This window comes from Companilactobacillus futsaii JCM 17355 (genome assembly GCF_001435505.1).
GTDB classification, from domain to species: domain Bacteria; phylum Bacillota; class Bacilli; order Lactobacillales; family Lactobacillaceae; genus Companilactobacillus; species Companilactobacillus futsaii.
Genome location: NZ_AZDO01000022.1, coordinates 16,610 through 29,341, shown reverse-complemented (window position 1 = coordinate 29,341; position 12,732 = coordinate 16,610). Strand labels below are relative to the sequence as shown.

Annotated in this window: 16 protein-coding genes and 1 other annotated feature; of the genes, 14 read left to right on the top strand and 2 right to left on the bottom strand. The window is 36.1% G+C overall.

What is annotated here, in order from left to right; translation table 11 throughout:
- Positions 1-131: 131 nt before the first annotated feature.
- Positions 132-1,058 (top strand): AEC family transporter, encoded by a 927-nt coding sequence (locus FC88_RS02610; protein WP_057812487.1) that lies wholly within the window; start codon positions 132-134, stop codon positions 1,056-1,058.
- A gap of 1 nt (position 1,059) precedes the next feature.
- Here the strand turns inward: FC88_RS02610 and FC88_RS02605 are convergent, their stop codons facing one another.
- Positions 1,060-1,392 (bottom strand): ArsR/SmtB family transcription factor, encoded by a 333-nt coding sequence (locus FC88_RS02605; RefSeq protein WP_057812485.1) that lies wholly within the window; start codon positions 1,390-1,392, stop codon positions 1,060-1,062.
- Between the two features lie 31 nt (positions 1,393-1,423).
- Positions 1,424-1,987 carry a cadmium resistance transporter gene (locus FC88_RS02600; protein WP_057812483.1) on the bottom strand — a complete coding sequence of 188 codons (564 nt, stop codon included), beginning with the start codon at positions 1,985-1,987 and terminating at the stop codon, positions 1,424-1,426.
- A 118-nt stretch (positions 1,988-2,105) separates the two neighbouring features.
- Between FC88_RS02600 and hisJ the strand changes: the two genes are divergently transcribed.
- The 13 genes from hisJ to FC88_RS02535 all read left to right on the top strand — a co-directional run bounded on the left by hisJ (position 2,106) and on the right by FC88_RS02535 (position 12,622).
- Entirely contained in the window at positions 2,106-2,936 is an 831-nt protein-coding gene (gene hisJ, locus FC88_RS02595) for a histidinol-phosphatase HisJ (RefSeq protein WP_057812482.1), read from the top strand.
- 83 nt (positions 2,937-3,019) lie between these two features.
- Positions 3,020-3,244, top strand: a binding site (T-box leader).
- Positions 3,245-3,306: 62 nt separating this feature from the next.
- Positions 3,307-4,473 (top strand): ATP phosphoribosyltransferase regulatory subunit, encoded by a 1,167-nt coding sequence (locus FC88_RS02590; RefSeq protein WP_057812480.1) that lies wholly within the window; start codon positions 3,307-3,309, stop codon positions 4,471-4,473.
- Positions 4,448-5,089 (top strand): ATP phosphoribosyltransferase, encoded by a 642-nt coding sequence (hisG, locus tag FC88_RS02585; RefSeq protein ID WP_057812477.1) that lies wholly within the window; start codon positions 4,448-4,450, stop codon positions 5,087-5,089. Before FC88_RS02590 ends, hisG begins: the two co-directional genes overlap by 26 nt.
- A gap of 108 nt (positions 5,090-5,197) precedes the next feature.
- On the top strand, positions 5,198-6,484 hold the full coding sequence (gene hisD / locus FC88_RS02580) for a histidinol dehydrogenase (RefSeq protein ID WP_057812476.1): 1,287 nt from the start codon (positions 5,198-5,200) through the stop codon (positions 6,482-6,484).
- A gap of 14 nt (positions 6,485-6,498) precedes the next feature.
- On the top strand, positions 6,499-7,083 hold the full coding sequence (gene hisB / locus FC88_RS02575) for an imidazoleglycerol-phosphate dehydratase HisB (protein ID WP_057812474.1): 585 nt from the start codon (positions 6,499-6,501) through the stop codon (positions 7,081-7,083).
- Complete coding sequence (gene hisH / locus FC88_RS02570; protein ID WP_057812472.1) at positions 7,083-7,700, top strand: imidazole glycerol phosphate synthase subunit HisH; 618 nt, start codon at positions 7,083-7,085, stop codon at positions 7,698-7,700. The genes hisB and hisH overlap by 1 nt, the downstream gene beginning before the upstream one ends.
- The gene (gene hisA, locus FC88_RS02565; protein ID WP_057812470.1) at positions 7,681-8,400 is read left to right on the top strand and encodes a 1-(5-phosphoribosyl)-5-[(5-phosphoribosylamino)methylideneamino]imidazole-4-carboxamide isomerase; all 720 of its coding nucleotides are present in this window, start codon (positions 7,681-7,683) and stop codon (positions 8,398-8,400) included. Before hisH ends, hisA begins: the two co-directional genes overlap by 20 nt.
- Positions 8,394-9,146: an imidazole glycerol phosphate synthase subunit HisF gene (gene hisF, locus FC88_RS02560; protein ID WP_057812468.1), complete on the top strand. Its 753-nt coding sequence runs from the start codon at positions 8,394-8,396 to the stop codon at positions 9,144-9,146. The genes hisA and hisF overlap by 7 nt, the downstream gene beginning before the upstream one ends.
- The gene (gene hisI / locus FC88_RS02555) at positions 9,146-9,457 is read left to right on the top strand and encodes a phosphoribosyl-AMP cyclohydrolase (RefSeq protein WP_057812492.1); all 312 of its coding nucleotides are present in this window, start codon (positions 9,146-9,148) and stop codon (positions 9,455-9,457) included. Before hisF ends, hisI begins: the two co-directional genes overlap by 1 nt.
- 2 nt (positions 9,458-9,459) lie before the next feature.
- Positions 9,460-9,792: a phosphoribosyl-ATP diphosphatase gene (gene hisE / locus FC88_RS02550; RefSeq protein ID WP_010020628.1), complete on the top strand. Its 333-nt coding sequence runs from the start codon at positions 9,460-9,462 to the stop codon at positions 9,790-9,792.
- A gap of 12 nt (positions 9,793-9,804) precedes the next feature.
- Complete coding sequence (hisC, locus tag FC88_RS02545) at positions 9,805-10,881, top strand: histidinol-phosphate transaminase (protein WP_057812466.1); 1,077 nt, start codon at positions 9,805-9,807, stop codon at positions 10,879-10,881.
- 118 nt (positions 10,882-10,999) lie between these two features.
- On the top strand, positions 11,000-11,980 hold the full coding sequence (locus tag FC88_RS02540) for an inorganic phosphate transporter (protein ID WP_057812489.1): 981 nt from the start codon (positions 11,000-11,002) through the stop codon (positions 11,978-11,980).
- A gap of 12 nt (positions 11,981-11,992) precedes the next feature.
- Entirely contained in the window at positions 11,993-12,622 is a 630-nt protein-coding gene (locus tag FC88_RS02535; RefSeq protein ID WP_057812464.1) for a DUF47 domain-containing protein, read from the top strand.
- The last annotated feature ends 110 nt before the right edge of the window (positions 12,623-12,732 follow it).

The following is a 12,732-nucleotide window of genomic DNA, read 5'->3' as shown; positions in this document are numbered from 1 at the left end:
CTTAACTTTTCTTTATTTTTCCAAAGTGGCTAACTTGTTCTTGCAATTTGCGATTTTTTTGTTATTTGTAATTAAAACTGCTTTTTGGCATAAAATATTTGTATAATGTATTAACCAAAGGGGGGACACTAATGAATATTGGACAATTAATAAATCAAATTATTTTGATGTTTGGTTTAATGCTGATTGGGGTATTGATCAACAAATTAAAATTTATGCATGCACAAACTTCAAGCGATTTAACTAACGTCTTGCTGTATATCGTTTCACCATGTTTAATTATCAATGCTTTTGAGCAACCTTATTCTGATTCACGGATCAAACAATTTTTGTTAGCAATTTTAGGCGTTGTCATCTTGTATTTTGTGGAAATTATTGTGGCTAAGGTAGTTTTTGGACGTTTAAAAAATGAGAATCTCAGACGTATTGCCCAATATGGCAGTATTTATTCAAATGCTGGTTTTATGGGGATTCCATTGATAAGTTCTTTATTTGGCGCTCCCGGAGTATTTTTTGCAGTCGTATCTTTGGCAGGATTTAATATTTTTAGTTGGACGCAGGGAATTTCCTTATTTAAAACTAGTGAAAATAAAGAAAAAACTGATTGGCAACAAGTTTTGTTGAATCCTAACATTGTTGCTATCGTTTTAGGTGTGATTTTATTTGTCTTTTCTATCAGAATTCCCAGCGTTCCTAACCAAATCATCAAATACGTTGGTTCGGTCAATACACCTTTGTCAATGATCGTCATTGGTAATAGTCTGGGAAATATTACTTTTAGTAAAAATATGTTGAACAAAGAAATTGGATTGACAATTGTCTTACGAAATTTATTATTTCCAATCATTGCTATCTTTATCTTGCAAGCTTTGGGAGTAACCGGGATTGCTTTTTATACCACTATTGTGATGGCAGCTTGTCCGGTCGCTGGGTTAGTAGTATTGTTCACGTTACAAGCTCAAGGGGATGCGGCTCCAGCAATTTCTTTGATGAGTTTATCGACTATATTGAGTTTAATTACGATTCCCTTAGTTTTTGCTTTAGGAAATATCTTGTAAGTTATTCACCATGTTTTTTGCCACGGATTACGTGGTCGGCGTGTTGAAGCATTTCATTGATTACATCGAGGATATGGGGATCATCAAGACGGTAATAGTTATATTTGCCGTCTTTTTTTGAACTAACGAGTTGGTGCTTTTTCAAAATTGCTAATTGATGTGAGACGACCGATTGTTCAATATTTAAAGTTTGACTGATTTCATTGACATTCAGTGACTTTTCTTCCAAAAGTTTCAACATTTGTAAACGATTAGGATTACTCAATAATTTGAAAATACGTTCTGATTCAACTAACTGTTTGGAATTGATAGGATTTCTGATTTTTTTACTCATCTAATTTGGTCCTTTGTCTATAATAGTTTTATTATAGCAAACCTAGTAGATGGGTAATTAAGCCACTATCCCAAAACACGTATAAACCAATGGATACGTAGCAAATTTTCATAGCTATTTCACCATATTTTTTCATTACAATTTTGACTAGACTTGATTTGGAAATTAATTTAATAATTAGGACAATCAAGATGGTCAAAGATCCGATGAAGAGTAATGTAATTATAAAATTATTTAGATTTTCTCCGGCTAAGACTGGTAAAAAAATTGATAAATTACAACCGGCACAAACGGATAAATAAGTAATTAAAACATTTAGAACTTCAGATTTATGGTCTGAATGTTTACTGTCATCATCGTCATCATGTAGAGCTAAATAAATTGGTAGAATTCCCAAGACACCTAAAATCCATTCCGGTAAAAAGGTGGCTAGCGTTTTGCCAATAGTAAAACTGATGCTAAGTAAAATTATATTACCCAATAAGTAACCTAAAATTACTTTCGGCAATCTGAATTTTTCTAGTAAGAAAATTAATATAAAGAAAAAATCAAGATTCACACTTAAAAAAGTTAGTAATAATAACCAATAATTCATAGTTTATCTTCTTTCATATGTTGTATTTAACATATGTTAATAATAACATATATGTTGAAAAAGATAAATTGTAAATGATTAGAAAAAGTGATTCAATTATTAAAAATGAGGTGATTAAATGTTAACTGATGGACATACACATACACAATTTTGTCCTCATGGCAGTGGTCAAGATGTTGAATTAATGATTCAGTGGGCAATCAAATTGGGTTTAAAAAAATATTGTATTACTGAACACGCCCCTTTACCACCAGATTTCAAAACTGAATACTCAGGTACCAAAGAAGGACTAACCGAGGCTTCAATGGCTTTTTCTGACTTGGAAAAATATTTTCAAGAAATGACTCGTTTGCAAAAGAAATATCAGTCTGAAATTAAAATTACGATTGGTTTTGAGGTGGATTATTTAGCAGGTTTTGAAGACTGGACCAAAGACTTTTTGGATGAATATGGTCCTAGAACTCAAGAAAATATTTTGTCAGTTCATTTTATGCGAGGAACTGATCAGAAATTGTGGTGCGTTGATTTTGGTGTGGACGATTTCCAGAAAGGATTCAAAAACTTATTAAAACGGCCTCAAGATGTTTTTACACGTTATTTTCAAACAGTTAGAAATTCTGTTCAGGCAGATTTAGGAACTTATCGTCCAATCAGAATCGGTCACATGAGCTTAGTCAAAAAGTATCAAGATTACTTCCATTTGCCAGATCAATATGACGAGAAAAATTTATTGTTGATAGATGAGATATTACAAGATATAAAACAACAAAACCGTCAATTAGATTTGAACTTAGCAGGATTGTATAAACCTTTTTGCAATGATTTCTATCCAGGGAAATCGATCTTAACGCGGGCCAAAAAGTTAAATATACCGCTCGTTTATGGATCCGATGCTCATGATATTTTGTCAGTTGGCCGAGGTCATAATTTGATAAAAACATTGATTTAGGGTTGACAAATTAAAAATCAGCTTATATCATTAGAAACAATTTAAATAGTATTTAATAATTCTAATTTAAATTTAATTTAATGATAAAAATGATGAATAGGAAAAGTAATTGATCCAACTTTTACAGAGAGTTCTTGGTAGTGAAAAAAGAACATCGTGATCAATGAACCCACACCTAGGAATTGCAAGGCTGAACTAAGTAGGCTTTGCCGATCGGTTTCGTTATCCGAGTTGACTCAGCCAACGTGAGGTTTAATTCGCAAGGATTAGACAAAATGAGGTGGAACCGCGCAAATTACGTCCTCTTAGCAATTTATTTTGCTAAGGGGATTTTTTTATCTAAATTTTTATTTCAGGGGAGGTTAAGAAAGTGAAAAACAATTTATTACCATTGGGAACTCGAGACGAATTTGGAGTTCGTTCTGAAGAAAAGCAACGCATTATTGAGGTAATTCAACGACATTTTAGAAATTTAGGTTTCGCTAGAATTTCTACGCCAATTATTGAAAAGCAAGTCGTTTTCCAACCTTACCAATTGGTCAATTCAAAAATGTATCGCTTGCTGGATCAAGAAGGTGACACGATTGTTTTAAGACCTGACTTGACCTTACCAATTGCGAGATTTCTCAGCTCGACGAGTATTCCTTTGCCACAAAAGTTTTGTTATGTAGGTGATATCTTTCGACTTAGTCGTAGTCTTTCTGGTTCATACAATCAACTGACTCAAGCTGGAATTGAACTGGTCGGCTATCAGTCAACCAAAGCTGAATTAGAATGCTTGATTAATATTTATGATTTAAGCCGTGAGATTTTGGATGAACAAGTAACGATTGAATTAGGATATGCCGATTTTGCTAAAATCTTTCTCGATATTTTTACCACCGATGTTAATTTGAGAAAGCAAGTAGCCCAAGCATTATTCGATAAAAAGATAACTGAATATGAGCGATTAATATCTTCTTTTGAAGATCAGCGTTTGTATCCTTTGTTAAAAGAATGGCCGCGACTTTTTGGAGAACCAGAAGATATTTTTCAAGAATTAAATCAATACGAGTTGCCAAAATCAGTGACATTGAGGTTGAAAAAAATCAAAGAAATTGTTCTCTTAGTTAAACAAATTCTTCCCAAGCAACAACTAGTTATTGATTTAAGTAGTCGTGCTCCACAGCAGTATTACACTGGTTTGACCTTTCGAGGATTCGCCAAAAGTGGAGAAGATTATATTTTCAGTGGTGGACGTTATGACAATTTACTAGCTAACTTTCAAGCTCAAAATGAACCAGCAGTAGGTATGGGAATCGACATCGATTTATTAACCGACTTATGTGTAAAAAAATTCAATCGTATACCAAAGACATTAGTCTTTAGTTCAATAAAGAATTGGTCAAAGGCTCAAGCACTAGTAAAGAAATTGCCGAATGCAACTTTATCTTTGAGCGATACGAAAGCAGATGCGCTAAAAGAAGCTCAAAAACTTCAAGCTAAATTAATTGATATTGAGGAGGATGAAGATGAATTTGAAGATAGCTCTAACTAAAGGTCGAGTTGAAAAACAAGTCATTCCACTATTAGAAAAAGCTGGAATTGATTGTACGCAGTTAAGGAATAAAAAAAGACGTTTAATATTTAATTCCATGTCGCAACCCTTTGAGTTTATCCTAGCTAAAGGTCCTGATGTCACAACCTTTTTGGAACGAGGAGTTGTCGATATAGGCATTGTCGGCAGCGATATTTTGACAGAGCATCGTAATAGCCAATATGAATTGCTTGATTTAAAGACAGGGCAGTGCCAATTCGTTTTAGCATCAACTGACGATTTCGATCCAGACGAACCTAAACGAAAAATTATTGGAACTAAATATCCTAATATCACCAAAGATTACTTCGATACTCTTGGCCAAGATGTGGAAATAATCAAGATAGAAGGATCAGTCGAATTAGCACCCTTGATAGGTTTGACGGATGCTATCGTTGATATTACCGAAACAGGAACCACGCTTCGTGAAAACAATTTAAAAGTTTTTGATTATTTGGATAAAGTTTCCACTCGCGTAGTTGTCAATCGAATGGCTTTGAAACAGCATCCCCAAGAAATTTTTAGATTTGTAGATCAACTAAAAAAAATCGTTACTGAAGAAAAGGCTCTTTCTTAAATTAATATAGCGCTGAATTGCCGTCGTCCGCTCGATTTTGCTTTGCTATGGAGGACGGAATATTACACTAACTTCAGTTTAAGAAAGAAGAAAAAGAGGCAGGTAAAAATGAAAATTTATCAAAAGAGCTTAACTGAATTGAAAAAAATCGTTCAAAACAAAACACGTCAGTTGACGGATCCAAAAGTTGAACAAGCCGTTAGTCAGATTATTGAACAAGTTGCTGAAAATGGTGATGCGGCTGTTCGTAATTATGAAGAGAAATTTGATCAAGTAAAATTGTCAGATTTTAAATTAGATCAAGCAATCATTGACGAGGCTTACGAAACTTTAGACGAGAACGTTAAACAGGCTTTATTATTGGCAAAGAAAAATATCACGAGTTTTCACCAAAAGGAGATTAATAAAGGTTTCATTGATGCTGAACAAATTGGCGTCTTGAGAGGACAAAAGTTGCTTCCTTTAGAAAAGGTCGGTTTATACGTCCCCGGTGGCACGGCTGCTTATCCATCAACAATTCTAATGAGTGCTTTGCCAGCTAAGATTGCCGGAGTAAAAGAAATAATCATGGTTACTCCACCACAAAAAGATGGCATCTCTAAAGCTGTTTTAGCCGCTGCCAAGATTGCTGGGATCGATTCAATTTATCAAGTTGGTGGTGCTCAAGCAATTGCAGCCTTAGCTTTTGGAACAGAGACGATTCCTCAAGTTGATAAAATTGTTGGTCCTGGAAACATCTTCGTTGCGACGGCTAAGAAACAAGTTTTTGGTCAAGTTGCTATTGACATGGTGGCGGGTCCTTCAGAAATTGGAATTATTGCAGACGACCGAGCTGATCCTAAACAATTAGCCGCTGACTTGTTATCCCAAGCAGAGCACGATAAGTTAGCTCGTCCTATCTTAGTAACTGATAGTGAAAAATTGGCCCAAGCCGTCAGTCAGAATGTTGATTTACAACTAAAGACTTTGCCACGACAAGAGATTGCTCAGGCATCAGTTTTGAACAAAGGTTTCATTGCTATCGTTAAAGAATCAGCTGATATGTTTACTTTGATGAACTTGATAGCTCCAGAACACTTAGAAATTCAATTGGAAAATCCAACTCAATATCTCAACCAAATTAAAAATGCTGGGTCGGTTTTCTTAGGCAAATATGCTTCTGAGCCTTTGGGGGATTACGTTGCTGGTCCTAATCACATCTTACCAACAGGTGGTACAGCTAGATTTTCTTCTCCATTAGGCGTATATGATTTTGTTAAAAGAACTTCATTTATTCAATATACAAAGCCGGCATTAGCCAAAGAAGCCAAAGCTATCACGACATTAGCACGAGTAGAAGGATTAGAAGCACACGCAAGAGCCATCGAATCAAGATTTGATAAATACTATGAATAAAACGAGGAAAAAAGATGAGACAAGCAACGATTGAACGCAATACTAAGGAAACACAAATTAAGATGACGTTGAATTTAGATGACCAGAGTCAAGTAGACATCGATACTGGGATTGGTTTTTTGAATCACATGTTGAATCTATTTGCTAAACATGGGCGTTTTGGATTGGTAGTGAAGGTTAATGGCGATTTAGACGTCGATCCACATCATACGACTGAAGATACCGGTATCGTTTTGGGTGAATGTATCAAGCAGGCATTAGGTCAAAAAGTTGGTATCGAAAGATTTGGAACCCAATTCGTACCAATGGATGAAACTTTAGGACAAGTTAGTTTAGACCTCAGTGGCCGTTCATATTTAGTATTTGATGCTTTGTTTGAAAATCCTCGTTTGGGAGGCTTAGATACTGAAACAGTAGAAGATTTTTTCCAAGCAGTTGCTTTTAGTGCTGAAATGAATTTGCATGCACGAATCCTGTACGGACGAAATACTCATCATAAGGTAGAAAGTTTATTCAAAGCTTTTGGTCGAGCTTTGCGTCAAGCAGTAACAATTAATCCAGAAATTATCGGAGTTAATTCTACGAAAGGTGTGATTTGATGTTTGCAATCGTCGATTATGATACTGGAAACACCCAAAACCTCAAAAAAGCTTTAGATTATTTACAAATAGAAAATCGATTAACAGCTGATCCCACAACTATCCTTCAAGCAGAAGCGGTAATTTTACCCGGAGTAGGGGCCTTCAAACCAGCTATGCAAGCTTTAGAAGACCGCAATTTAGTGTCAGTTTTGAAACAAGTCAAAGAAAAGCAAATTCCAATGTTAGGCATTTGTCTAGGAATGCAATTGCTATTTGAATCTAGTGAAGAATACGGATTTACCAAAGGTCTAGGTTTTATTAAAGGGCAGGTCAAAGCAATCCCTAAACGCCAACTTAAAATTCCGCAAATGGGTTGGAATCAAAATCAAACGTTTATCAAGACTAGTTTTCCAATCGATCAAAGATACACTTATTTCGTTCATTCCTACTATGCAGATTGCTCTTTAGAAAATATTGTAGCTGGAGTAGATTATGGACAACTGATCCCAAGCTTAGTTCAGAATGGAAAAGTTATCGGCATGCAATTTCATCCAGAGAAGAGTGGTCAAGTCGGTTTAGATTTGTTGAAAAATTTCCAAAGGATGGTGAACGAAGATGATTTTTCCCGCAATTGATTTAAAAAATAGTCAAAGCGTTCGCTTGTTTCAAGGCGATTATCAGGCAGTAACGACGATTAACGATGACCCAATACAACAGGCAAGGCAGATTGAAAAATCCGGTGTTAAACAGCTGCATTTAGTTGATTTAGATGGAGCTAAAAGTGGCCAACCAGAGAATCTCACAATAATCAAACAAATTCGTCAAAACTTCAGTGGTTTTTTGGAACTAGGCGGTGGTATTAGAACTTATCAAACTGCTCAACAATATTTGAAATTAGGGATTGATCGAATCGTAATTGGTTCAGCGGCCTTGAAAAATCCTCAATTAGTTAAACGGTTGATCGATGATTTCGGTACTTCAAAAATCGCTATTGGTATTGATGGAAAGGATGGTCAAGTAGCGACTGAAGGATGGTTGGAGCAGTCAAATGTAACAATGAGTAATTTAATTGCCAAGATGAGCAAATTTGGAGCAAAAAATTTCATCGTCACAGATGTTAGTCGAGATGGAACGATGCAAGGTCCTAATTTAGAATTATTGGCAGCTTTGAAAGAAGATATTCCACAAGTTAATTTAATTGCTAGTGGCGGGATTCGTAACATTGAAGATTTAAAAGCTTTGAAAAGAATCGGAATTGACCAGAGCATTATTGGCAAAGCACTCTTTGAGAAGACGATTTCTCTAGCTCAAATTTTGGAGGTGGAAAAATGTTAGCAAAAAGAATTATTCCCTGTCTTGATGTCGATGACGGTCGTGTTAAGAAAGGCGTTAATTTCGTAAATCTGACTGATGTCGGTGATCCCGTTGAAATAGCAGCCGAATATCAAAAGCAAGGTGCAGATGAATTAGTCTTTTTAGATATTTCTGCAACGAATCAAAAACGCCAGACGACTATTAATATGGTAGAAAAGGTTTCTCGTCAAGTCTTTATGCCTTTAACTATTGGTGGTGGAATCAAATCGATAGCTGATATGGACCGACTTCTAAAAGCTGGTGCGGATAAGATTGCGATTAACTCAGCAGCCGTCAGTAACCCAAAATTGATCAGTCAAGGAGCGCAAAAATTTGGCAATCAATGTATCGTTGTTGCAATTGATGTCAAAAAGATAGCTGATAAATTCATTGTTTATGTGAATGGGGGTCAAAAAAAGACTGATTTGGATGCAATAACTTGGGCTAAGAAAGTTGTTGAACTTGGAGCAGGAGAGCTATTAGTTACGAGTATGGATAAGGACGGAACCAAAGATGGCTTTGATATTGAACTGTATCAAGCACTCAATCGAGTAGTTGACGTACCAATCATTGCTTCTGGTGGTGCTGGTGAAGTTAAAGATTTTAGCCAAGTATTTTTAGAAGCCGATGTAGATGGAGCATTGGCAGCGTCAGTTTTTCATTTTGGAGAACTAACGATTGAAGATGTGAAAAAATTCGTTAAATCTAAGGGAGTGGTCGTTAGATGATACAGCCAGATTTTTCAAAAGGACTCTTAACTACTGTCGTGGTCGATGCGACAACTAAAGATGTCTTAATGGTTGCTTGGATGAATCAAGAAAGTTACCAAAAAACTTTAACTAGTGGTCAGACGTGGTTTTGGTCACGCTCTAGAAAATGTTTATGGCATAAAGGCGAAACTAGTGGCAACATTCAAGATGTCGTTAGTTTAACTCTAGACTGTGATCGAGATACTTTATTAGTTAAGGTCAATCCACATGGTCCAGCTTGTCATACAGGTAATCGAACTTGTTTTTTTAATCCTGTGGAAGAAGGTTAATTATGCAAAATTTAGATGAATTATATAACTTAGTCAAAGAACGTCAAAATAACCCTAAGAAGGGTTCATATACTGATTATTTATTCTCTGAAGGTTTAGATAAAATTCTGAAAAAAGTTGGAGAGGAGTCAACCGAAGTGATCGTTGCTGCCAAAAATCCTGGTAAAAAACGTGGCGATGGAGAATTAGTCTATGAATCAGCAGATTTGTTGTATCATCTCTGCGTGTTGTGGGCTCAACAAGGTGTCACTTTTGACCAAATCAAAGAGGAATTGGCTAAAAGAGAAGGCTTAATGAGTCAATTTAAAGACCGTCCTGAAATTAAAGATTTGTAAGAGGTTATGAATATGAAGAAAATCATCCAAGAATTGAGTCCATATATCCCAGAGAAACCTTTGCAGCAATTACAAGAAGAATTAGGTCTTGAGAAAATCGTTCGTTTGTCGGCTAACGAAAATCCTTATGGAACTTCGCCTAAAGTTAAAGAGGCCGTTTTGAATTGGAATTACGATTTAAGTAATCGCTACCCAGATAGTTCAGCTCAAGAATTACGTAATTTAGTAGTGGAAAAATTTTCTCTAGATCCTAGTCAAATTGTTTTTGGCGTCGGTTTAGATGAAGTGATCGTGATGTTGTCTCGAGTCTTTTTGCAGCCGGGGGATGAGGAGCTCGTCAGTGTGCCAACTTTTTCGGAGTATGCGCTTCACGCTGAGATTGAAGAGGCAATAATTAAGAAGGTCGCTACTAAAGAAAATGGTCAAATAGATTTTTCCGCATTGTTAAAAAATATTACTGCTAAAACTAAATTAATTTGGTTGTGCAATCCGAATAATCCCACTGGTACTTATGAGACCGTGTCGTCAATCGAAAAATTCGTCCAACAAGTCCCTAAGGAAACTATGGTTTTGGTCGATGAAGCATATATTGACTTTGTAACTGAAAAGACTCCAGCAACAACGATGGATCTAACTAAAAAATATCCTAATATAGTTGTCATGAGAACCTTTTCTAAAGCTTACGGTTTGGCTAATTTTCGGGTAGGATATGCAGTTTTCTCCAGTCAAGTTGCAGGTGAAGTTCAAAAAGTACGTTTGCCATATAATGTCAGTTCGATTGCCCAAACTGCAGCGATTGCAGCCTTTAAAGATCAAAATTTTGTTGAGCAAGTAGTAGCAAAAAATGCTTTGGAGCGAACTAAATATGAACAATTTTTCCAAAGATTAGGATTGAATTTTTATCACAGTCAAGCTAACTTCATCTTTTTTGAAACAGAACTGGCTCAAGATTTGGCCCAAACTTTGTTAAAGAGTGGTTACTTATTGCGAACAGGCTTACGGCCTAACTGGCTCCGTTTGTCGATTGGGATGCCAGAAGATAATATTAAAATACAACAAATCATTGAGGATTTTTTTGCAAAAATATAATTAATTTGAATTTGTTAAAGACATCACTTTTTGAATACGTTATCATAAATGTGAGTAATGAATAATAAAAGTAGGTGTCGTCGTGAATATAGCTTTGATCGTGACGGTTGTCTTAGTAATGGCAGTCGTCTTTGTTAATGGTTGGACCGATGCTCCAAACGCCATTGCCACCGCAGTTTCAACACGGGTTTTACGACCGAACGTGGCGATTTATATTGCGGTTGTAATGAACTTTTTGGGTGCCTTAGTTATGACTTTATTTAATGCGCAAGTTGCGGAAACAATTAGTAATATCGTCAGTTTCGATGGAGCAGGTAATACGAGTCAAATTGCATTAGCCGCTTCACTGTTTGCCATTGTCACTTGGGCGGTAGCTGCCTGGTGGTTTGGAATCCCTACGAGTGAATCACATGCTTTGATTGCGGGATTAACCGGGGCTGCGATGGCCTTGGGCGGTCTTCAAGCTGTCAATATGACTGAATGGTGGAAAGTTATCATTGGATTGATCGTTTCGACTGTTTTTGGTCTCGGTGGAGGTTATATCATTACTAAACTTGTCATCCTGATCTTTCGACCAATTAATCGTTTGATTGCCAATAAATTTTTTACCGTTGGACAAGCACTCAGTGCCATGGCGATGGCTTTTTTACACGGAGCTCAAGATGGTCAAAAGTTCATGGGTGTCTTCATGTTGACGTTGTATTACAATGGTTTAACTGAAAAAACGGCTAGTGGTGGTTTTGCGATACCTATTTGGGTGATGATATTGTGTTCAGTTACGATGGGAGTTGGTACTTCAGTCGGTGGAATGCGTATTATCAAATCTGTTGGGATGGATATGGTCAAATTGGAGAGATATCAAGGTTTCTCAGCCGACTTAGGTGCTGCTATTACCTTGTTATTCTCATCCCTTTTCGGAATCCCTGTTTCAACTACTCATACGAAAACGACTGCAATCATGGGTGCTGGTGCTGCCAAACGATTTTCTTCTGTTGATTGGAGTGTTGTAAGAGATATGGTTCTAGCTTGGGTATTGACCTTTCCCGGTTGTGGCTTGATAGCTTACTTTATGTCAAAATTATTTATGGCAATTTTCTAGGGGGCAAACAAAATGGTTTTCAAAAAGAAGAAGTTTGATTTTTTTATTGCAATGGAACATATGTCGAGTGATGCATTGAAATCCAGTGAATTGCTCAATGAGATCATAAATGATTTTGATACTGAAAAATTATTAGAACAAAGTCAGAAGATACATGCAATTGAAGCTGATGGCGATGATGACGTCAAAGAAATCATGCATGAATTGTATATTTCATTTATCACGCCAATTGATCGTGAAGATATCGTCCAATTAGTTGATAAATTAGACAATATTATCGACGGGATCAATGGATTGACGTATGAATTTCACTACCTTAACGTTCAAGAATTACGCCCACACACGGAAGAATTTATGGATTTGATTTGCCAAGCGGTCAAAGCTGTTCAACAATCAGTCCGTGAATTTTCACATTATAAGAATTCCAAAACTTTACAAAAGAACGTCGATCAAGCTAATCACATCGAATCCTTAGGAGACAATCTTTATACTAAAGAGCTCAGTAGTTTATTTAGAGAAGAAGATATTGACCCAATTGATGTCATTCGTTGGCAAAAAGTCTATGCCGGTTTTGAGCGGGTGCTCGATGCCTGTGAAGATTGTGCTGATGTTATTACTGGATTAGTCATTAAGAACAGTTAAATATCAAAATCCCATTAAATTGAATGTTCTCTGTTGGAAAATATCAGTTTAATGGGATTTTTTTATATTCTTTTGTAACCGTTTTCCGATAATAGAAAGCAGTCTTTACC